Below are 22,269 nucleotides of genomic sequence, written 5' to 3'. Positions count from 1 at the left end.
TTCGACGAACATGACGAAGGCCACCGGCGGTTTTCCGGTGGTCTTCGTCATGTAGCCGGGGTTCCAAAGACACGACGAAGGCCACCGCGTGATGCGGTGGCCTTCGTCGTTCCCCCTCCTCCCCAGGAAGGTCCGCGTCAGCGCGCGAAGAACTCGTCGTCGGGGCGGGTGCCGATCCCGATGGTGAGCCGGTTGGTGTAGTTGAAGAACGAGACGACCTCGATGACCTCGACGATCTGCTCGTCGGTCAGGCCGTGCTCGCGCAGGCCGAGGACGTCGGCGTCGTCGACGTGCGACGGGTTCACGGTGAGCTTGACGGCGAGGTCCACGATGGCCTGCTCGCGGGGGGCGAAGCCGATCATGTGGTGGTCGTCGGCGATCCGGTGGGCCAGTTCGCGGTCCTTCAGGACGGCGGCGAGACCGGCCCGGTGGTTGGCCTTGCAGTAGCCGCAGCCGTTCTCGTGGGAGACGACGACGGAGATGAGCTCGCGCTCCTGGATGGTGAGCGTGCCCGCCTTCGGGTCCCACAGGGAGTGGTAGAAGGCCAGCAGCCGCTTCAGGGTCTCGGTGTTGTGCGCGTAGCTGTTGAGGTAGTTCGGGACGCGGCCCTGGTGCTTCTCGGCGTCGACGAACAGTTCCTCGACGTCCGCGGGGAACTTCGAGCGGTCCGGGGTCCCGAAGCGGGACAGGCGGGGCTCGGCTACTTCGAACGTCATCGGTGACTCTCTCCTTGCTGATGTTCCCATCTTCCCTACCGATAATGTAGGAATAGAGGAGAACTTCGCAAGCCCGGATGATGAATTACGGAAGGTGACAAAATATGACAATCCAGACGGACGTGGCTGCGCCGCCCGCGCTCACCGACGAGACCGCCCCGGCCGTCGCCGCCGAGGTCGCCGACCGGGTACGGCCCGGATCCGCCGAACGCGACAGGGCGTCCCGGCATCCCGCCGCCGAACTCGCCGACCTCGCCACCACGGGCCTGCTCGGTATCTCCGTCCCGGTCTCCCACGGCGGCGGCGGGGTGCGGCCGAGCACCGTCGCGGAGGTCTTCCGGCTCCTCGCCGTCGGCGACGCCGCGGTCTCCCAGCTCCTGCTCTCGCACTTCGTGCTGGTCGAGCTGCTGAAGGCCGCGGGCTCGGACGAGCAGAAGGAGTTCTTCTTCGGCGAGGCGGTGCGCGGCGTCCGGTTCGGCAACGCCACCGCCGAGCGCGGCACCAAGCACGTCTTCGACCGGACCACCGCGCTCACCGCCGACCCCGCGGGCGGGTTCCGGCTGGACGGGCGCAAGTTCTACACCACCGGCGCGCTCGCGTCCGGCTGGATCGGCGTGGCCGCCTCGACCGACGGCGACCAGTCCCGGCCCGTCCTCGCCTTCGTCAGCCCCGACGATGAGGGCGTGGAGTTCGCCGACGACTGGACCGCCTTCGGCCAGCGCCCGACCGCGAGCGGCTCCATCACCTTCACCGGCGTGCACGTGCCCGCCGACCGCGTCCTCGTGCTCGGCCCGGTCCCGGCCGACCCGCCGCCGCAGACCCTCGGCGCCTACGACCAGATCCTGCACGCCGCGATCGACGTCGGCATCGGCCGGGCCGCCTTGGAGGACGGCGGCGCCTTCATCGCCGAGCGCAGCCGCCCCTGGTTCGAGTCCGGCCACGACCGCGCCGCCGACGAACCCCACACCCTCCTGCACTTCGGCAAGCTGACGACCCGCCTCCACGCCCTGGAGGCCCTGTTCGCCCGCGCCGGCACCGTTCTCGACGCCGCCTACGCCGCGCCCGCCCTCACCGACGAGAACACCGCCGCGGCCTCCCTCGCCGTCGCCGAGGCCAAGGCGTTCGCGCAGGAGGTGTCCGTGCAGATCGCCGCCGACGTCATCGAACTCGCCGGCACCAGCGCCGCCGACTCCGCCCACGCCCTCGACCGCCACTGGCGCAACGTCCGCGTCCACTCCCTGCACGACCCGGCCCGCTGGAAGTACCACCACATCGGCAACCACGCACTCAACGGCGCCAACCCCCCGCGCTACCCGCTGCTCTAGACACGCGTGAGCCCCCGCCCTGCTCGGGGCGGGGGCTCACGGCGCGGAGGCTAGGAGCGGTACAGGTTGATCTTGTCTTCGCCGATCTTCTCGCGGAGTTCCCGGTCGTCGATGCCGAGGCCTTCGGAGGGGGCGGCGCAGAGGAGGGCGACCTTGCCGATGTGCTGGTTGGTCTGGACGGCGCGGGTGGCGTCGGCGGCCGTGTCGAGGTCGAAGACGCTCGACAGGGTCGGGTGGATCATGCCGAGGCCGATGAGGCGGTTCGTCTGGACCGCCTCGTGGTAGTTGAAGCCGTGCGAGCCGATGATGCTCTTCAGGCGCATCCACAGGAAGCGGTTGTCGTACTCGTGGCGGTATCCCGTCGAGGAGCCGCAGGTGACGATCTTGCCGCCGCGCTTGGCGACGTAGACCGAGGTGCCGAAGGTCTCCCGGCCGAGGTACTCGAAGACGATCTGCGGGTCCTCGCCGACGAGCGAGCGGATCGCCTCGCCGAGGATCCGGCCCGCCTTGCGGTTCTGGAAGCCCTCCGCGCCGAGGCCCAGCTCGCTGCGGTTGATGACGTGCTCGACGCCCTGCCGGCGCACGAGGTCGGCCTTGTCCTCGGAGCCGACGACCGCGACGGGGATGCCGCCGCCGTTCTTGGCGAGCTGCGTCGCGTAGGAGCCGAGGCCGCCGGTGCCGCCCCAGACCAGGACGACGTCGCCCTGCTTCATCTGCGCGCCGTGCGCGCCGACGAGCATGCGGTAGGCGGTCGCCGCGCACAGGGTGCTCGCGCCCGCCTCCTCCCACGACAGGTGCGCGGGCTTCTTGATGAGCTGGTTGGCCTTGACGACGCAGTACTCGGCGAGCGAGCCGAAGTTGGTCTCGAATCCCCACGCGAGCTGCGACTCGGTCATCATGCCGTCGTCGTAGGAGGCGTGGTCCTCTTCGTCGACGTACGCCGGGGAGATGACGACCTTGTCGCCGACCTTCCAGTTCTTCACGCCGATGCCGGTGCGCACGACGACGCCCGAGGCGTCGGAGCCGAGGATGTGGTACGGCAGGTTGTGCCGGGCGCCGTTCGGGCCGGTCTGGCCGAACTTGTCGAGGAAGGCGAAGGTCGGCACGGGCTCGAAGATGGCCGACCAGACCGTGTTGAAGTTGATGGCCGCCGACATCACCGCCACGATGCACTCGTCCGGGGCGATCTCGGGCATCGCGACCTCGCCGACGTGCATCGACCTGCGGACGTCCTTGTCCTTCTCGCCCTCGAAGATCCCGACCTCTTCGCGCAGCGTGTAGGCCGCCTTGAAGGATTCCGGAAGGGCGGTGTTGAGCAGCTCCTCGGGGGAGGCGCCGTTGATCACGGCCTGGAGCAGATCAGACATGTGGGTTCCTCTGAGTGAGCCCGCCGTGGGCTAGTGGGCCAGCTCGCCGGCCAGGTGCGCCGCGATGAGGTGCACACCGGGCGGGTCCAGCAGGTTGAGGTGGTGCGTCCCGGTGACCTCGACGATCTCCAGGTTCGGGCACAGCGGCGCGAGCCCGTTGGTGTCGTCGAGGTCGATGTAGCGGGCGTCCTGGACGGCCCACGGGGTGGGCAGGGGCGCCTTGTAGAGGATGACCCGGCCGTCGTAGGGCTTGTAGGCGTACCTCTCCAGCGTCCTGGTGTCCTGGTGCGAGGTGAGCTGGTGGTGCAGTACGGCGGGGGGCAGGGAAGCCATCACGGGTGCGGCCCGCTCGGCGACGAGGGCGAACATCTCGTCCTCGTTCTTCCCGGCCAGTTCCGCGTACTCCAGTTTCACCTCGGTCCCGTACGTCTCGGTCAGGTAGGCGGCGAATCCGGCGAACCTCTTGGCGAGGTTGTCGGCGTCGTCGTCGGTGGGCAGCGGGACGCCTCCGTCGAACAGCGCGACGAACTCGACCTCGTGCCCGGCGGCGGTGAGCTGCCGGGCGGTCTCGTAGGCGAGGGTCGCGCCGAACGACCAGCCGCCGAGCCGGTAGGGCCCGGAAGGCTGGGTCTGGAGGATGTGCTCGACATAGCGCGCGGCGCGTTCTTCGACGCTGGGGGCGTCTTCCCAGCGTTCGAGCCCGTAGAACGGCTGCGCGGTGCCGATGAGGGCGGCGAGCTGCTGGTAGCAGCCCGTGGTGCCGCCCGCGGGGTGCGCGGCGAAGAAGGGCCGCCCGTCGCCGAGCGGCTGGAGGGGCCGGACGGTCTGCCTGGCCGCCTCGTCCTCGGCGGCCCGGATGACGTCGGCGACGCCCTGGGCGGTCGGTTCGGCGAAGAGCACGGACCGGTCGAGCGTGGTGTGCAGCTCTTCCTGGAGCGCGGTGTGGATCAGGTCGGCCTGGTGCTCCTGGCCGCCGAGGGCGAAGAAGTCGTCGACGACGCTGACCCGCGCCAGCCCGAGCTGCTCCTCGAAGAGCCGGACGACGACGCGCTCTGCGGCGTCTCGGGGCATCACGTAGGCGGAGTCCTCCGCGGGGGCGGCCGAGGAGCCGCCGAGGCCGAGTTCGTCCGCGGCCCACTCTTCGAAGGCGTTGACGCTCGCGCCCTGCAGGAGGACGGCGGGCGGGACGGTGAGGCCGAGGTCGTGTTCGACGGCGCTCTTGATCCGGACGGCGACCAGGGAGTCGAGGCCGAGTTCGGTGAGCGGGACGGCGGGGTCGAAGCGGCTCGCGTCGAAGCCGAGGATGGCCGAGACGCGTTCCAGGATGCGGGCGCGAAGCGCGGCGCGGGCGGCGTCGGGGTCGAGGGCGCGCAGGCCGTCGGGGCCGGGCCAGTCATCGCCGTCGCCGGACTGCCCGGCGGCCTCGACGAGCGCGGTGTAGAAGGGCATCCGCCGGATCTCGGGAAAGAGTTCGACGGCCTTGGCTGCGTCGAACCGCAGGACGCCGGTGGCGGGCCGGTCGTAGGCGAGGAGCGCTTCGAGCGCCTCGACGCCTTCGGCGGGCGTCAGCGGCTCGATGACGGTGACGGCGGCCTCGGTGGCCCCGCCGACCTCCGCCCAGGTGCCCCAGTTGACGGTCGTGGCGGCGAGCCCGTGGGCGCGGCGGTAGGCGGTGAGGGAGTCCAGCGCGCCGTTGGCCGCGGCGTAGGAGCCCTGTCCGGGCGAGCCGAGCAGCGCTGCGGCCGAGGAGTGCATGAGGAAGAAGTCGAGGTCTTCGGGGACCGCCTCGTGCAGCCGCCATGCGCCCGCGACCTTCGCCGTCCACACCCTGTGCAGATCCTCCGCGCCGACTTCGGCGAAGAGCCTGTCGGCCATCGCGGCGGCGCCGTGCACGACGCCGCGCAGCCGCAGCCCGCCTTCGGTCGCGGCGGCGACGAGCCGGGCGGCGGCGCCTTCGGCGGCCACGTCGCCGAGCACGACGGCGACGTCCGCGCCCGTCTCGCGCAGGCGGGCGATCTCGGCCTCGGCCTCGGCGTTCGGCCCTGACCTGCCGGACAGGACGATCCTGCCCGCCCCGCGCTCGGCGAGCAGCCGTGCGGTGACCAGGCCGATGCCGCCGTAGCCGCCGGTGATGATGTACGCGGCGCCCTTGCGGACCGCCTTGCGGGGCTTGCCTTCGGGCAGGGAGGCCGCGGCGAGGCGCGCGCCGAAGCGGCGGCCGCCCCGGTAGGCGATCTCGGTGTCGGTGGTCCCGGCGGCGATCTCCGCGGCCAGCGTCCCGGCGGCGTCGGCGGTGTCGTCGAGGTCGAGGTGGGTGGCGCGCAGGCCGGGCTGCTCGAACCCGAGGACGCGCACCAGCGCCGGGAGGAAGCCCTGGCCGGGCCGGCCCGCCTCGCCGTCCAGGACGGAGCGCGCGCCGCGCGTCACCAGCCACAGCCGCTGCGAGGTGAGCGCCCGCGCCGCGCCCGCGACGGCGAGGACGAGGGCCTCGTCGGTGAGGTCGGCGGGCGGGACGAGCGCGAGGTGCCGGGTCTCGGCGGTGGCGGCGGCCCGGATCGCGGTCTCGGCGTCGGCCCAGTCGAGGTCGGTGAGGACGGCGAGCCCGTCGGCCTCGCCTTCGGCGGCGTCGAGCGGGGCCTCGGTCCAGACCGCCTCGACGAGCTTGGCCGACAGCGGCACGGGCACGTCGCGGCGGGCCAGGACGACGCCGGAGGCGACGAGCAGAGGGTTTCCGTCCTCATCGGCGAGAAGGATCTCGCCCGTGGCGGAGGTCCCGGTACGGGTCAACGTCGTCCGGCACAGGCCGCCCCGGTGGGTGGCCCCGTAGACGCGGAGTTCTCCGATGCCCGTGACGACGAGGCCGTCTTCCCCGGCCTCCGTGACGAGCTGCTTCAGGCACCTGTCGAAGACCTCGGGGTGGATCCGGTAGTGCCGGCTTCCCTTGGAGGCGCCCGCCACCGCGGCCCAGTCTGCGACGTCGGCCTTGGCGTGGGCGTCCGTGAGTTCGTCGGCGGGGATCGTCTCGGCGGTCGCCAGCGGAGCCCAGACGCCCGCGGGAGTCCGGACGTGGACGGCGACCAGGCCGTCGGCGTCGAGGCTCGTGCTCAGCTCCACCTCGCCGTCTACGGCGTGCAGGCGGCTCAGCTCAAGCGCGCGCACGGCCGCCCCGTCGAGGGTCGCTCCGGCGGCGAGGGCCATCTCGGCGAGCGGAGCGGCCGAAAGGTACGGGCCGTCCCACGAGGTCCTGCCCTGCCAGACGTGCCTGTCCTCGCCGGGAAGCTCCACATGCGCGCCGAGCAGCGGGTGCGTGTCCGAGCCCGCGACGCGCCGGGCGCCTTCCATCCAGTACCGCTCGTGCTGCCACGGCGCGCGCGGCAGCGCGATGAGCCCGCCGTCCCGCGGCCCGGTGATCGGGTGCCCGTGGACGGCCAGGGTGGCGAGCTGGGCGTGGAAGGTGAGGGTGTCGTCGGTCTCCTGGCCCTTGGGGGCGCGCTTGAGCGAGTGCAGCACCTGCGCGCCGGAGCCGTCCAGGGTCTCCCCCACGGCCATCGCGAGGATGGGGTGCGCGTTCAGCTCGATGAAGGTCCGGTGGCCGTCCTGCGCGGCCGCGGTGACGGCGTCGGCGAGCCGGACGGGGTTGCGCAGGTTCGCGGCCCAGTACTCGGCGTCGAGCGGCGCGGACCCGTCGAGGAGCTTGCGGGGGCGCTCCAGCGCGGTGGTGTACATCGGCACCTCGCCGACGCGCGGGGCGAGTTCGGCGAGCTGCGCGCGCAGCTCGGGCAGCAGCGGGTCCACCTGCGGTGAGTGCCCCGCGCCCTCGGCCTTGACCTGCCGGGCGAGGTACCCGCGGCCGGACGCCCAGGCGAGCACCGCCTCGATCGCGTCGGCCTCGCCCGTCACCACGGTCTGCTTGGGCGAGGACAGCACGGCGGGGTGCACGGTGGGCCCCTCATACTCCTGGAGTTCGGTGAGGCCGCAGCCGACCACGGCCATCCCGCCGCCGCCGACGAGGGCGGTCATGAGCTTCGAGCGCCGCACGATCACCTTGACGCCGTCGGCGAGGGTGAGCGCCCCGGAGACGACGGCAGCGGCCACCTCGCCCATCGAGTGCCCGATGACGGCCGACGGCTCGACGCCGTAGGAGCGCCAGACACGCGCCAGGCCGACCTGGACGGCGAACAGCACGGGCATGATCTCGGCGGGCCCCTCGGGCATCCTGCCCTCTTCGAGGAGGTTCCACAGGTCGAGGCCGGCCTCTTCGGCGAACAGCCCGTCGAGGTCGTCGATGGCCTCCGCGAAGGCGGGTTCCTCGGCGAGCAGGGACTGCGCCATGCCGGGGCGCTGGGCGCCGTAGCCGGAGAACACGAAGACGGGCCGGGCGGGAGTGCCGACCGCCGTTCCGGTGGCGACGGCGGCGCTGGGGGCCCCTTCGGCGAGGGAGGCGAGCCCCGCGCGCAGCCCGTCAAGGTCGCGGGCGACGACTGCCGCGCGGGCCCTGCCGCGCGGGTCGCGGCGGCGCAGGGTCGCGGAAAGGTCGGCGAGGGAGGCGTCGGCGAGGGAGGCGTCCTCGTCGAGGGCGGTCAGTAGGGCGCGGGCGTAGCCGGGGAGGCGGTCGGCGGCGACGTCGGACAGCGGGAACATCCGGACGGGGACGTTCTCGGCAGGCTCCGACTCCGGCGCTTCGACCGCTTCGAGCCTGATGTGCGCGTTCGTCCCGCCGAATCCGAACCCGGAGACGCCGGCCCGGCCCGGCCTCCCGTGCGCGGGCCACGGCGTCATCGTGTCTGCGACCTTCAGGTTCAGCTCGCCGAACGGGATGTGCGGGTTCGGCTCGCGGTAGTGCAGCGACGCGGGGATCGCGCCGTGGTGCAGCGCGAGGACCGTCTTGATGAGCCCTGCCGCGCCCGCCGCGGCCTCCATGTGGCCGAGGTTGGACTTCACCGAGCCGAGCAGCAGCGGCTCCGTCCGGTCGCCGCCGAGCACCTCGCCGAGCGCGCGGGCCTCGATCGGGTCGCCGAGGAAGGTGCCCGTGCCGTGCGCCTCGATGTAGTCGACGTCGCGGTCCGCGGCGTACAGGTCGCGCAGCAGGGCCTTCTGGGCGTCGGCGTTGGGCGCGACGAGCCCGTTGGAGCGGCCGTCGGAGTTGACGCCGGTGCCGGTGACCACGGCGAGGACCCGGTCGCCGTCGCGCCGCGCGTCGGACAGGCGCTTGAGGACGAGCACGCCGCAGCCTTCGGCGCGGACCATGCCGTCGGCCGAGGCGTCGAAGGCCTTGCAGCGGCCGTCGGCGGCGGTGCCCCCGGCGGCGTCGAACGTCATCGTGATCGTCGGCGAGAGCAGGACGTTCACGCCACCCGCGAGAGCCACGTCGCTGTCACCCGCGCGCAAGGACTGGACGGCAAGGTGGGTGGACACGAGCGAGGACGAGCAGGCGGTGTCCACGATCATCGAGGGACCGCGCAGGTCGAGCAGGTAGGACAGGCGGTTCGCGACGATGCTCAGGGCGGCGCCGGTGGCGGTGAACGCCTCAAGACGCGTGAGGTCGGACGCGGTGAGCCCGGCGTACTCGGGGGCGGAGACGCCGATGAAGACGCCGGTGCGGGTGCCGCGCAGCCGGGCGGGCGCGATGCCCGCGTGGTCCATGGCCTCCCAGGCGACCTCCAGGACCAGCCTTTGCTGGGGGTCCATGACGGCGGCCTCGCGCGGGGTGATACCGAAGAAGCGCGCGTCGAACCCGGCGATGTCGTCGAGGAAGCCGCCGCGCTTGGTCACGTTCGACAGGAGGTCGGCTATCTCCGGGGAACCGTCGTCGAAGGCGTCCCAGCGACCGTCGGGCACCTCGCCCACGGCGTCGCCGTTTTCGGTCAGGAAGCGCCAGAATTCTTCGGGTCCGTCGATCCCGCCCGGGAAGCGGCAGCCGAGGCCGACCACGGCCACGGGCTCGTCGGCGCGCGGCGCGGCGGACGCGACCCGCAGAGGGGCCGCGGGCTCGGCCGCGTTCCCGCTCAGCGCGGCGGCGATGCGGGAGACGGTGGGGTGCTCCCACACCAGGGTCGCGGGCAGCGAACGGCCGAGCAGCTCTTCGAGTTCGCCGGCGATGGCCACGGCGTCCCTTGAGGACAGACCGAATTCCTCCAGCGGACGGTCCACATCGACCGCGTCGGGAACCAGGTCGGCCCGGTGTGCTATCTCATGGACCAGGAAGTCTCGGATCTCACCCTGGAGCTGCGAATCCCCGGTGCCTTCGGACATGAGCTCCCCCAACATGGGCATGGGCCGGTGCGAGCGACCACCTTGTCCTAGTTTGGGTGCAACCCTCTGCGCACGCGGACCAAGAATCTCGGGTGTTCCTTATCACCCCCATGACAAGAGGTTTCCGTCCACCATATGGGTGAATTGGGGCTAAATGGGACGGGACAGGTATGGGTGGACGTTGGCGGTCGTGGCCGTCAGCGCATTCATGGTGACCTTGGACAACACGGTCACCAACATCGCCCTGAAGACCATCCGTGAGCATTTCGGGGTAAGCCTTTCGGCCGTCACCTGGGTCACCACGGCCTACATTCTGATCTTCTCCTGCCTGCTGATCGCCGGCGGCCGTCTCGTGGACGTCTACGGGGTCCGCCGCACCTACACGATCGGCATGACCGCGTTCACCCTCGCCTCCCTAGGCGCGGGCCTCTCGCAGGAGATCTCCCACCTGATCGCGTTCCGCGTGCTGCAGGGCGCGGGGGCCTCCCTCGCACTGCCCGCGACGCTGGTCATGGTGATGAACAACCGGACCGACAAGCAGAAGTCGCTCGGCAACCTCGTCTTCATCCTCACCGGCACCGTCGCGTCCGCGCTCGGCCCTGCCATCGGCGGCCTCATCACCGACGCGTTCAGCTGGCACTGGATCTTCCTGATCAACGTCGTGCCCGGCATCGCCGTCATCGCCCTGGGCCAGTTGGTCCTCGACGGGCGGACCGAGAACCGGCCCGAGAGCGTCGACCTGCCCGCGGTCCTCACCTCCGCGACCCTGCTGTTCTCCATCACCTACGGCGTCCACGCCGGAGGCAATCCCAAGATCGGCTGGACCGACCCGAGCGTCCTCGCGATCTTCGGGCTCGCCCTCATCTCCCTCTTCTCGTTCATCCTGGTCGAGAAGTGGGCGCCCAACCCGATGATCACCACCGAGTTCTTCCGGAACCGGGCGTTCTCGGGCGCGCTCGCGGGCCAGATCCTGTGGGGCATGGGGTTCTCCGGCGTCCTCACCTACTCCGGGAACTTCGTGCAGGAGGTGCTCGGCTGGTCGGCGTCCCAGGCGGGCGCGGTCTTCATCCCACCCGCCGTCATCATCGGCCTGGTGACGCCCGTCGGGTTCTGGCTGTCGACGAAGTTCGGACCGCGCATCCCCATCTCCATGGGCATGGTGTCGATGTCGTGCGGCCTCATCGCCTTCTCCGGGCTGAGCCAGGGCGACGACTTCTACGACATCCTGCCCGGCATCGTCCTCGTCGGCATCGGCTCCGCGCTCACCATGCCGCTCGGCCTCTACGCGCTGAAGGCCGTCCCGGAGAACCGGACGGGCGTCGCGGGCGGCCTCATCAACGTCGGCCGCGAGATGGCCGCCGCGCTCGGCATCGTCGTCCTCGGCGCGCTGCTCACCTCGATGGAGCGCGCGGCCGAGGCCGAGGGCAAGAGCGAGACCGCCGCGCTGGAGCAGGGCTCGTCGGCGGCGCTCATGCTCGGCGCGGCGCTCGTGCTGGTCGGCGCGATCATCACCGTCAGCACCCTCCAGCGCAAGAGCGAGATCGCCGAGGAGCCCGAAGGCACGCCGCGGCCTTCTCTGGACGCGTCCTCGGTCACTTCAGGGTCCTTCCCCGTCATCCCGGACTGGTGGGGCACCAACCGCAAGGCGGGCATCCCGTCCGCGTGGCCGCCTCCCCCGCCCTACAGTCCCTATGAGACGACGACGGAGGAGGACCCCTCATGGGCCGGAAGGTAGTCATCTTCGCCGCCGGCTCGCGGGGCGACCTCCAGCCGTGCGTCGCGCTCGGCCGGGGCCTGGCCGACCGGGGCGACGAGGTCAGCCTCATCTCCAGCGACGCCTACCGGGGCCTCATCGAAGGGGCAGGGCTCGGCTTCCAGCACCTGTCGATCGACCCGACGAAGATCGTCGACTCGCCGGAGGGGCAGGAGTTGCTGAGCGGCGGGCGCAACCCCGTCCGATTCCTGCGGAACATGAAGCGGATCGCCGCGCCGCTCGCCGAGCAGCTCCTGGCCGAGGTCACCGAAGGCACCGACGGAGCCGACCTCGTCCTCGCGCCCACCCTCGGCTACCTGGGCGCGCACATCGCCGAGCACCGGGGCATCCCGCACGCGCTCATCCACTTCCAGCCGTCGCAGCCGACCGGGCGCTTCCCGCACCCGTTCGTGCCGCGCGCCCGCCACTTCGGCCCCTACGCCAACCGGCTGACGTACGAGGCGCTCGACTTCGTCACCTGGCAGCTCACCCGGCCGTTCATCAACACCTGGCGCACCGAGCGGCTCAAGCTCGCCCCACTCTCCCTGGCCGGCCCGCAGCGCGCCGCGCGTTCCGCGCTGGTGCTGTGCGCGTTCAGCTCAGTCGTGGTGCCGCGCCCCGCCGACTGGCCCGACAACGTCAGGCTCACCGGGTTCTGGTTCCTCGACCAGCCGCACTGGGAGCCGCCCGCGGACCTGACCGCGTTCCTGGAGGCGGGGCCGCCGCCCGTCTACGTCGGGTTCGGCAGCATGCTGCCCGCCGACCCCGTGGAGACCGACCTGAAGGTGCGCACGGCGCTCCGCCTCGCGGGCCTGCGCGGCGTCCTGCAGGGCGACCCCGCGACGTCGGAGGACGACATGTTCGTCGTCAAGGACGTGCCGCACTCCTGGCTGTTCCCGCGGATGGCCGCGGCCGTCCACCACGGCGGCGCCGGCACCACCGCCGAGTCGCTGCGCGCCGGGCTGCCGACCCTCGTCTGCCCGTTCTTCGGTGACCAGCCCTACTGGGGCGACCGGGTGCACGCCCTGGGCGCGGGCCCTGCCCCGCTGCCCGTCAAGGACCTCACCGTCGAGACGTTGGCCGCCCGGCTGCGCACCCTCGCCACCACGGCCCAACGCGCCCGCGCCCGGGACCTCGCCGCCTCCCTCAACTCCGAGGACGGCGTCGCCCGCGCCTGCGAGGTCCTCGACGTGCTCCAGCACTGAACGCCGCCCCGGACGTGCCGGGGCGGCGGATCAGGCGTCGGCGGCCGGGACCCGGGAGTCCAGGACGAGCTTGGTGCCCGGAACCGCCGCGGCCTGGAGGGTGCGGAGGTGCAGGAGGGACGGGTGCTCTTCGAGGAGGCGGGCGGTGTTCGCCAGGGAGCGGAGGGCCGCGGCCTCGGTCCGGGCCCGCTCCAGGTCGGCCTTGCCGCGTTCGCGGGCCAGGACCGTCTCCAGGGCCGCCTTGCGGAGCTCGCCCGGGAGCATGAGGTCGCGGACCGTCGCCTCGGCCACGCGCAGGCCGAGGTCCGGGACGTCGCCGACGAGCCCTTCGGTGAGGGCCGCGCCGAGCGCGGTGCGGTCGGCGAGCAGCTCGTCGAGGGGCGCCGCCGCGACGACCGCGCGGAGCGCGTCCTGGACGCGGCCGTAGAGGACCTGGTCGGCGTTCTTGGCGCCCATGACGTAGGCCCTGGGGTCGGTGACCGCCCAGGCCGCCGCGACGCTCAGCCGCAGGGACAGGCCGTCGCGGGTGAGCACCTCCTGGCCCGCCACATGCAGGACCCGGGGCCGGAGGTCCACCGGGAGGGTCTTGTGCCGCTGGGCCGGCCACACGCGGTGCCGCCCCGGCTCCAGGACCCGCTGGAACCTGCCGTCGCGGTAGAGGAGCGTCCGCTCCCAGTCCATGACCGTCACTCGCATCCTCTGCCTCCTTCACGTCGCTGGATCGCGTCTCGGTGGGTCGTGTCTCGGTGCATCGCGTCTCAGTGGATAACGTCTCGGCGGGTTACGTCTCGGCGGGTTACGGACGGACCTTCTCCGGCCGCGGCCGCCCGGCGGGGGCGTCCTCCCCGAAGGGAGAGCCCGCAGGGCCGGACGCCCGCGCACGGCCGGAGAAGGGCCGCCTGAGGGAGTCGAACCCCGGGGCGCGCGGCCCCATACCTGGTGGACGGTGGCCGGAGGAACACGGGGAACGCGGTGCGGAGATTCCGCAGCGCCCCTTTTCCGGCCCGCCTTCGCCCCTTCATGGTGACAGGTCCGTTTCCCGGCGGCCATGCATTTATCGCCCGCTCCGCCCGACCGATGCCGGTTCGCGAAGGTGCCGCTTGCGCGCGGGCGAGACGGGAATGAGCGCTGGGACGGATTGGTTCGACGGGACGCGAGACTCGGGGGAGTCGGCTGGAGGGGGTGCCGTGGCGGGGTGCGACGGAGGCTTCGAGGAAGGGTTCGGGACGAGGCTGGGAGTGCTGCGGGTGCCCGGGGAGCTCACCGCGCCGGGCAGGGTGCGCCGGTGGGTGCGGGGGCTCCTCGCGCAGGACCGGGACTGGGCCGGTGAAGGTTCGGAGGTGGTGGAGCTGCTGACGTCGGAGGTGGTGACGAACGCCGTCCAGCACGGGCCGAGCGGCGGCGAGATCAGGGTCGCGGTGTGGCGGGACGGCAAGCGCGTGCGGATCGAGTGTTGCGACGTCGGCGGCGGTGTCCCGGTCGCCAGGGAGGCCGAGGAGGGCGACGAGGACGGCCGCGGCCTGATGCTGCTCGACGGCCTGGCCCGGGAGTGGGGCAGCCGGACGGACCCGGACGGCACGTCGGTCTGGTTCGAGGTCGACGCCTGAGCGGTGTGCCGCCCGGTCCGCGTGCACCGGGTGTCAGTACTTGCGGGCCTTGACGGCCTTCATCGCCTGCGGCCAGGACCGCTTCAGCTCGATCTTCCAGAACGGCCAGGAGTGCCGGCCGCCCGAGTAGATGTGCGCCTTGTACTTGATGCCGAGGGAATCGAGGCGCTCCTTGAAGTCCATCGTGCTCATGCCGACGAAGTACTCGGAGATGAGCCCGGCGTCGCTCGGCAGGAGCATGCCGCTCCCGGAGGAGAAGTAGATGCCCGTGCCCTTGAGCTTCGGCGCGAGCGTCCACGGGTCGTGCGCCTCCCAGTTGGCGCGGTCGTCCACGGGGTCGCCGTAGATCAGGTTCGGGTCGGTGCGGGGCGAGTTGATCGTGCCGAGCGCCTCGGGGATGCCGGGGGTCAGGATCGACAGGAGGCTGCTGTAGGCGGCGACGTACTTGAACCGGCCCGGATAACGCGCGGCGTACGTCATGGCGCCTTGCCCACCGGAGGAGTTGCCGAGGATCGCACGGCGGGTCCCGGTGTGCATGTTGCGGTTCATGAGCTGGAAGACCTCCGTCATGTGGAAGGTCTCCCACTCGGGCGGTCCGCCGGCGCCGTTGTTGTACCAGTTCGTGTACGAGCCGTTGGCGCCTTCGGGCAGCACCACGATGGCGTTCCACTTCGCGGCGAGCTGCTCGATCTGGGAGCTGCGCGTCCACGACCTGTAGTCCGCCGCACCGCCGCCGTGCAGCATGTAGACGACGGGCCAGGTCTTCGTGGTCTTGAACTTCCAGCCCTTGGGCAGCAGCAGCCGGACCTTGCGGGTCTTGCCGCCGAGGCCCTTGGACTTCACCGAGACGTCGAGCCGCCTCTTGTCCTTGGTGAGCCATGTGTAGGAGGTGATGGCGCTGCCGTTGTCGGCCTTCTTGAAAGAGACCTTCTTCGAGGACGCCTTCTGGGAAGAACCTGCCGCGGCGGCCGGCGCGGGCACCGCGGAGGTGAGGCCGAGCGCGAGGGCGAGCGCGGCGAGGGCGGCGGGGAGGGAGCGGGCGGGGGTGCGCATGGGGGCTTCTTCTCAGTACTTCTTCGCGCCGATGGTCTTCATGATCTTCGGCCAGACGAACGCGGCCTCGCGGCGCCACGCGGGCCAGTTGTGCCGGCCCTTCGCGTACAGGTGCGCCGTGAAGGGGATCTTCAGATCCTTCAGCTTGGTGCGGAAGTACTTGTCGCTGTAGCCGGTCCACTCCTCGGCGATGAGGCCGATGTCCCAAGGGTCGAGGTCCTGCGGGTCGCCGGGGCCCGCCTCGCCGTCGAGGCCCGAGGAGAAGAAGATCTTGGTGCCGCGCAGCTTCTCGGCGAGGTCGTACGGGTTGTGCTTCCTCCAGTTGGCGGCGTCGGCCGGGTAGCTGCCCCAGATGGCATTCGGGTCGGCCCCGTTGCCGGAGTTGATCTGGGAGAGGAACTGCGGGATGAACGGCGCCCGGATGTGCAGAAGGCCGCTGAGGGAGGCGGCGTACTTGAACTTGCCGGGGAAGCGGGCCGCGTACGTGATCGCGCCCTGGCCGCCGGACGAGTTGCCCATCACCGCTGCCGACGCGCCGGCCCGGAAGTTCTTCTGCATGAGCGGGATGACCTCCTTGACGTGGAAGTCCTCCCACTTCGGCGGGCCGCCCTTGCCGTAGTTGTACCAGTTCGTGTACGAGCCGTTGGCGCCCTCGGGCATCGCCACGATGACGTCGTACTTCGCGGCCATCGCCTCGATGTCGGTGCTGCGCGTCCACGACTTGTAGTTGTCGTGACCACCGTGGTACAGGTACACGATCGGCCAGGTCTTCTTGGACTTCTGCGACCACTTCTTCGGCAGCAGCAGCCTGACCTTGGGGTTGACGCCCGGGAGCGAGGGCGTCTTGATCGTGACGTCGGCCTGGCGCTTGTCCTTGCTCAGCCAGGTCAGCTTCGTGATGGCCGCGCCCGACGGGGCGGGCTCGAACTTCAGCCGGGGTGCGGCCGAGGCCGGTCCCGGGACCAGGCCCGCGGTCAGGGCCAGCGCTCCGACGAGGCCACCGGCTCTCAGGACGCCGTTACGGCGCCGGGGTTCACCGTGCATGATCATCCTCCACCTCGCGCCAGTGCCAGCCCGACCCGTCCGGGTCCGCCGTGATCTGCCGCCGCTTTCCGGGCGGACCGCCCGGATGGCGGCCTCCGCCCGTCCACACATAGCCGCCCCCCTGCCGGGGGACGATGCCGCGCCTCGGACGTCCGTTCTGTCCGTTCAGCGCCGGACTTGTTGTTGATGTCACAGCCTTCCCGCCCTTTTCAGGGGTTTCGCCGGAAAGGTCGATGTCGTGCACCTCGCGCAGGTCGATCGCCGCGTGCAGCCGCTTCAGCGGACCCGGCAGCCACCAGTTCGCGTCGCCGAGGAAGCGCATGGTGGCCGGGACCAGCAGCGAGCGCACCAGCGTCGCGTCGACGACGACCGCGACGAGCAGGCCGACGCCCAGCTCCTTCACCGTGGTGATCTTCGCGGTGGAGAACGCCGCGACCACCACGACCAGCAGCACCGCGGCGCTGGTGATGATCCCGCCGGTCTGCTGGAGCCCACGCGCGACCGCCCTGCGGTTGTCGTGGCTGGCGTCCCACTCCTCGCGGATGCGGCTGAGGAGGAACACCTCGTAGTCCATCGACAGGCCGAAGACGATCGCGAGCACCAGGATCACCGAGTTGGCGTCCAGCGAGCCCGTCGGGGTGAAGCCGAGGATCCCGGCCAGGTGCGCGTCCTGGAACGCCCACACCATCGCGCCGAACGAGGCGCCGATGGACAGGAGGTTCATGATGACGGCCTTGAGCGGCAGCAGGACCGAGCCGAACGCGGCGAAGAGCAGGATGAAGATCGCCACCCCGACGAACGCCGCGGTCTTGGGCAGCGACCTGGCGAGGCTGTCCATGAGGTCCATCTGGACCGCCGTCGAGCCGCCGACGACGATGTGGTTGACCGCCTCGGGCCGGTCCTGCGGGTTGTCGAGCGCCCTCAGATCCCGGACGAGCTGCTTGGTCGCCTCGTCGTTGGACTCGCCCTCGTAGGTCACCTGCATCCGGACGAGGCCGTCGCGCTGGCTCTGGTTGGTGAACTGCGCGGCCGTCACGTTCGGCATCGCCGCGACCTTGTCGCGGAAGTCGGAGAGGTTCTTGGGGAACTCGTCGCGGCCCGGTTTGAAGTTCTTCGGCACCAGGGCGCCTTCGAGGAGCACGTCGATCGGGTCGAGCACGCCGCCGGAGAACTCCGCCTGGACGGTCTCGACGACGACGCGGGCCGGCATCCCCTCGGGGAGCGAGCGGATGTCCGACAGCCCGAACGACACGTGCAGGAACGGCGTCACCAGCGCGACGAGCACCGCGCTCGTCCCCACGAAGTACAGGAACGGGCGCTTCATCACGCTGTGCCCGAGCTTGTACCAGGCGCCGTCCTCGTCGCGGCGGGGCTTGCGGGCACGCCGCTTGCGCCAGGGCATCTGCCCGAACTCGATCTTCGGGCCGAGGATCGACAGCATGCACGGCAGCACGACCAGCGACATGATCAGCGCGACGATGATCACCGCGTTGCCCGCGATGCCGATCGACTTCAGGAACATCTGCGGGAACAGCAGCAGGCCCGCCATCGACGCCATGACGGTGACCGCCGAGAACATGACGGTCCGGCCCGCGGTCGCCATGGTGACGCCCATCGCGGTCGGCCCGTCGCGGCCCTTGCCCAGTTCCTCCCGGAACCGGTTGATGATGAACAGCGAGTAGTCGATCGCGAGGCCGACCGCGAGCATGCTCACCAGCGACGTCGTCAGGCTGGACACGTCGACGATGAGCGTCGTCGCGCGCATGACGGCCAGCGCGCCGAGGATCGAGAAGACACCGACCAGGACGGGCTGGAGGGCCGCCGCGACACTGCCGAACACCAGGAGGCCGATGATGAGGACCATGGGCAGCGAGATCATCTCGGCCCTGGTGAGGTCCTCGGTCATCTGGGTGAGGAAGTCGTTGCCGATCTGCACCGCCCCGCCGACCTGGACGGTCATGCCGGGCGCGTCGATGTGCTTCTTGACCTCCTCCAGGTCCGCGACCTTGGCGGAGTCGGCTTTCACCGGATCCTTGTCGCCCTGCAGGACGAGCATCACCAGGGTGCTGTGGCGGTCGTGGGAGATGATGTTCTCCCGGCCCTCCCTGGCCTCCTTGGCCTTGCCCGCGATGTGCCAGTAGCTGAAGATCTGCTTGACGTTCGCCTTCGGCAGCCTGCCGATGGTGGGCAGCACCGACTGCATGAACTCGGGGTCGGTGACCTCGTACTTCTCGCTGCGGTAGACCAGCATGACGTCGGGGTTGGCGCCGCCCCACACCATCGAAGCGGTCCGGTTGACCGCGGTGGAGTCGGCGCCCGGGTCCTCGAAGCCGCCGGACTTGAGCACACCGGGGCTGAACACCCCGAGACCCCAGAAGCCCGCGCCGAACGTGATCAGCACGGACAGGAGCAGCACCAGCCAGCGGAACCGATGGACGAAGCGTCCCCAGCCGTACATGTAGGTCTTTTCTCCTGCCTTGCTTAGCGCGCGAGCCTGTCGGCAGTCCGGACGAGGTCGCCGTCCAGGTAGCGGCTGCGCGTCGCGGCCCTGGCCACCTTCCCGCTGGACGTGCGGGACAGCGAACCGGGCTCGATGAGGACGAACTCGTGGATGTGCATCTCGTGCACCTGGTTGACCTTCGCGCGCACCGCCCGCTCCACCTCGGCGAGGTCGAGCCTGGCCACCGGCAGCCGCCGGTTGCGCTCGGCCACGACGACGAGCCGCTCGGTCTCCTCGCCGGGGACGGCGAAGGCCGCGACGTAGTCCGGCCGGATCGCCGGGGAGGCGGCCTCGGTCGTCACTTCGACGTCCTGCGGGTAGTGGTTGCGGCCGTCGACGATGATGAGGTCCTTGATCCGGCCGGTGACGTACAGCTCGCCCGCGTGGACGGCGCCGAAGTCGCCGGTGCGCATCCAGCCGCCCGCGGGGATGCCCGCGGCGTCCTCGATCACCGCGTCGAACGTGTCGGCGCTGCGCTCGGGGTTGTTCCAGTAGCCCAGCCCGACGTTCGGGCCGTGCACCCAGATCTCGCCGACGGTGCCGTCGGGCTGCTCGCGCCGTGTGTCGGGGTCGACGATGGCGACGTACTGGCCCTGCGGCGCGCCGTTGGAGACGAGCGACTGGGCCGTGTCGGCGTCCGAGGGGACGATCCGGCCCTGGGTGAGCGCCTCGCGGTCGACCTTGAGCATCCTGGCCGGCACGTTCGGGTCGGGGTTGGTGACGAAGCTGCCGGACACGAAGACCGTCGCCTCGGCCAGCCCGTAGGCGGGCCGCAGGACGCCGGGCCGCAGGCCGACGGGCTCGAACGCGCGGGTGAAGTTCTCGACCGTGGACGGCCGGATCGGCTCGGCGCCGTTCAGGCAGACGTTCAGGCCGGACAGGTCGAGGCCCTCAAGGCTCTTGGCGTTGGCCTGGCCGGCGATGTAGTCGTAGGCGAAGTTCGGGCCCGCGGTGTAGACGTTCGGGCACTCCGAGATCAGCCGCATCCAGCGGATCGGCCGCATGAGGAACGACATCGGGTCGGCGAGGATCACGTGGTTGCCGTGCACGAGCGGCAGGGCCAGCGCGGTGACCAGGCCCATGTCGTGGAACAGCGGAAGCCAGGTGACGGCCTCGCACGTCTCGATCTCCGGCGGGTCCCAGGACGTCCACAGCTGGCGGGCGTTCGAGGCGAACGCGCCGTGCGTGATCTCCACTCCGGCCGGGGCGCTCGTGGACCCCGACGTGTACTGGAGGTAGGCGAGGTCGTCCGGGCCTATCTCAGGCAGCTCGTAGCCTTCACCGATGCTCACGTCGATCTCGTCGGACAGGACGATGCCGCGCGGCCGGGGCACGTCGTGCTCGTCGAGGAACTTCTCGACGTACGGCAGCGCGGAGGCCGTCGTCACGATGACGGCGGGGGCCGAGTCGGAGTAGGCCCGCACCAGGCGGTCGGCGTTGCCGGGCAGGTCCGGGGAGAACAGCGGCACCGCGACGATCTGGGCGGCGAAAGCGCCGGCCATCGACGTGAGGTAGTCGAGGCTCTGCGGAAGCAGCAGCGCGGCGCGGTCGCCGGGCTCGGCGTACTCGCGAAGGGACACCGCGACGGCCGTCGCCTTGCGCCAGGCGGCGGACCAGCTCAACGTGTGCTTGGCCCCGTCCCGGTCGGACGAGTAGTCGACGAAGGTGAAGGCCTTGGCGTCGGGCTTGGTCACGGCATGCTCGGCCATCAGCCCTACGAGAGGCCGGCGATCGAGGTCGGGGAGCAGCGAACCCAAGGCCATGAAGGACTCCAGGGGGGCGTGGGTATGACCTCGTGAGGCTACCGGAATGCCCTCCGCAAGGGTCACTAAGCGCCAGGACGATTCGATTCAGGACCTTTTGTTATCCGGATGACAAGACCGTGATGAAACACCCCCTACCTGTGACTTCGCCGGCAGACCGCGCCGACGCCCTTCCTCCAGGTCGTCACTCAACGCCTTCCGGGCCTGCGCACCGGGTGACCATCGCGGAGTGACAGGCGACGCCGCCACGCGCCGATCGCCACCGTGCACCACAGCAGGAGCACCTCGCCGACCACCGCGATCGCCAGGACCGTCAGCCACGCCGACTTCTCCTTCGGCTCCGACCACGCGTCGGCGGTGTCGAGCGACATCGCCGCGTGCTCGACCAAGCGCGGGGCCGGGATCGGGGCCGGGGCCTGGGGTGCGGGAGCGGGGGCGAGGCTCGGCAGGGCGACCTGCGGTGCCGCCTCCGGCACGGTGTACGACCCCCCGGTCGCCGCGTGGGGCGCGGGGGCGTACGCGCCGGCGGGCGGCGCTGCCGGGGGTGCCACCACGGGCGCCCGCGGCGGCTCCGGCTGCGGCAGGACCGGCGGCGCGGGCTGCGGGACGAGCCTGGGCAGCGCGACCTCGGGCGGCGCCACATAGACCGTCCTGGTCTCCACCGGCCGTACCGGCGCCTCGATGGCGGGCCTGCCCTCCGGCCGCTCGGGCACCTGGACGTCTTCCTCGTCCGCCTCTACTTCGTCTGCTGCCTCGTCGGCCTTGTCCAGCTCGTCGGCCGCATCCGATCGATCCGATTCATCGGCCTCATCCGGCTTGGCGGCCTCATCCGACTCGTCGGCGACGGCGTCGTCCTCCGTGGCCGTGCTGCCGGGCCACACCGGATCGATGTCCTTCGCGCCGACGCCGGTGGATCCGGCGGGCGGCTTGGCCCCCTTGGGGACCGTGGGCTTGGCCTCCTCCGGCGGGCGTGCGCCGACCGGACCGGGCGACGCAGGGCGGGGCTCCTGCTCGGGAAGGGCCTCATGCTCGGCAGAAGCGCCCTCCTTTGGAGAGGTGTCCTGCTCTGGCGAGATGTCCCGGGCTTCGTCCTCGGCCTTGGTCAGCGGCACGTCGTCGGCGTTGGGGCCCCGGCTGAGGGAGGCGGACTCGTCCGCCAGGCCGTCCGCGGGAGAGGGCGGCGGCGCGAGCGCGGGCACGGGCCCGGAGGCGGGTTCCGCGGTCACGATCGATCCTGCGGCGTTGGCCGCGGCGACCGCCGCGGTGAACCTGCCGGGCGTGCCCGTCTCGCGGACGCCGAAGCGCGGCAGCCGGATCGTGCCCTCGACCGAACCGGGGCTGCACGACAGGCCCGTCGGCACCTCGACGCAGTTCTCGGGGCGTTCGGTCCACTCGGCGTCGGCGCCTTCGGCGGACACCGACAGCCGGACGTCCTTGGCGACGCCTTCGGGCACGCTCAGCGCGACCTCGTAGTAGTGGACGTCACCGGCCCTGCCGAGCGCCTCGGCGACCGCCTCGACCTCGACCTTCCGCTCCCCCGACGGCCGGTCCTGCTCGGTGCCTCCGCTGCTCCAGGCCGCCATCGGCCAGGCCAGCAGGCCCGCGGACAGCCCCGCCGCGACCGCCGTGCTCCGCGCCCTTCGCACGCACGCCTCCCCGTCGATGATCACTGGGGGGTGTGTGA

13 protein-coding genes are annotated in these 22,269 nt (G+C 71.3%); 4 read left to right on the top strand and 9 right to left on the bottom strand.

Annotated features, from left to right (window positions below; genetic code table 11):
* Positions 1 to 137: 137 nt before the first annotated feature.
* Positions 138 to 716: a peroxidase-related enzyme gene (locus ACYVOM_RS10850; protein WP_460303148.1), complete on the bottom strand. Its 579-nt coding sequence runs from the start codon at positions 714 to 716 to the stop codon at positions 138 to 140.
* Between the two features lie 104 nt (positions 717 to 820).
* Here ACYVOM_RS10850 and ACYVOM_RS10845 point away from each other — a divergent pair, with 104 nt between their 5' ends.
* Entirely contained in the window at positions 821 to 2,041 is a 1,221-nt protein-coding gene (locus ACYVOM_RS10845) for an SfnB family sulfur acquisition oxidoreductase (RefSeq protein ID WP_460303147.1), read from the top strand.
* Positions 2,042 to 2,091: 50 nt separating this feature from the next.
* Here ACYVOM_RS10845 and ccrA read toward each other — a convergent pair whose 3' ends face one another.
* Together ccrA and ACYVOM_RS10835 are read right to left on the bottom strand one after the other, a co-directional pair.
* A complete protein-coding gene (gene ccrA, locus ACYVOM_RS10840; RefSeq protein ID WP_460303146.1) occupies positions 2,092 to 3,408 on the bottom strand; it encodes a crotonyl-CoA carboxylase/reductase in 1,317 nt (438 codons plus the stop codon).
* Positions 3,409 to 3,438: 30 nt separating this feature from the next.
* A complete protein-coding gene (locus tag ACYVOM_RS10835; protein ID WP_460303145.1) occupies positions 3,439 to 9,660 on the bottom strand; it encodes an SDR family NAD(P)-dependent oxidoreductase in 6,222 nt (2,073 codons plus the stop codon).
* A 190-nt stretch (positions 9,661 to 9,850) separates the two neighbouring features.
* On the opposite strand from ACYVOM_RS10835, the gene ACYVOM_RS10830 reads away from it, so the two are divergent.
* Positions 9,851 to 11,395 carry an MFS transporter gene (locus tag ACYVOM_RS10830; RefSeq protein ID WP_460303144.1) on the top strand — a complete coding sequence of 515 codons (1,545 nt, stop codon included), beginning with the start codon at positions 9,851 to 9,853 and terminating at the stop codon, positions 11,393 to 11,395.
* The gene (locus tag ACYVOM_RS10825) at positions 11,380 to 12,618 is read left to right on the top strand and encodes a glycosyltransferase (RefSeq protein WP_460303143.1); all 1,239 of its coding nucleotides are present in this window, start codon (positions 11,380 to 11,382) and stop codon (positions 12,616 to 12,618) included. The genes ACYVOM_RS10830 and ACYVOM_RS10825 overlap by 16 nt, the downstream gene beginning before the upstream one ends.
* 30 nt (positions 12,619 to 12,648) lie before the next feature.
* On the opposite strand, the gene ACYVOM_RS10820 is transcribed toward ACYVOM_RS10825, so the two are convergent.
* Entirely contained in the window at positions 12,649 to 13,314 is a 666-nt protein-coding gene (locus ACYVOM_RS10820) for a slipin family protein (RefSeq protein ID WP_460303142.1), read from the bottom strand.
* A gap of 491 nt (positions 13,315 to 13,805) precedes the next feature.
* Between ACYVOM_RS10820 and ACYVOM_RS10815 the strand changes: the two genes are divergently transcribed.
* Complete coding sequence (locus ACYVOM_RS10815; RefSeq protein ID WP_460303141.1) at positions 13,806 to 14,225, top strand: ATP-binding protein; 420 nt, start codon at positions 13,806 to 13,808, stop codon at positions 14,223 to 14,225.
* 33 nt (positions 14,226 to 14,258) lie between these two features.
* Here ACYVOM_RS10815 and ACYVOM_RS10810 read toward each other — a convergent pair whose 3' ends face one another.
* From ACYVOM_RS10810 to ACYVOM_RS10790, 5 genes are all read right to left on the bottom strand, one after another.
* On the bottom strand, positions 14,259 to 15,278 hold the full coding sequence (locus tag ACYVOM_RS10810; protein ID WP_460303140.1) for an alpha/beta hydrolase: 1,020 nt from the start codon (positions 15,276 to 15,278) through the stop codon (positions 14,259 to 14,261).
* Between the two features lie 12 nt (positions 15,279 to 15,290).
* Entirely contained in the window at positions 15,291 to 16,322 is a 1,032-nt protein-coding gene (locus tag ACYVOM_RS10805) for an alpha/beta hydrolase (RefSeq protein ID WP_460303139.1), read from the bottom strand.
* On the bottom strand, positions 16,312 to 18,780 hold the full coding sequence (locus ACYVOM_RS10800) for an MMPL family transporter (protein ID WP_460303138.1): 2,469 nt from the start codon (positions 18,778 to 18,780) through the stop codon (positions 16,312 to 16,314). The genes ACYVOM_RS10805 and ACYVOM_RS10800 overlap by 11 nt, the downstream gene beginning before the upstream one ends.
* Before the next feature lie 23 nt (positions 18,781 to 18,803).
* A complete protein-coding gene (locus ACYVOM_RS10795; RefSeq protein WP_460303137.1) occupies positions 18,804 to 20,531 on the bottom strand; it encodes a fatty acyl-AMP ligase in 1,728 nt (575 codons plus the stop codon).
* Positions 20,532 to 20,773: 242 nt separating this feature from the next.
* Entirely contained in the window at positions 20,774 to 22,231 is a 1,458-nt protein-coding gene (locus tag ACYVOM_RS10790) for a hypothetical protein (protein WP_460303136.1), read from the bottom strand.
* Positions 22,232 to 22,269: the final 38 nt, after the last annotated feature.

The sequence above is a fragment of the Actinocorallia aurea genome (assembly GCF_054783995.1).
Note: the sequence above shows the minus strand (reverse complement) of the source record. Positions and strands in the feature narration are given on the sequence as shown.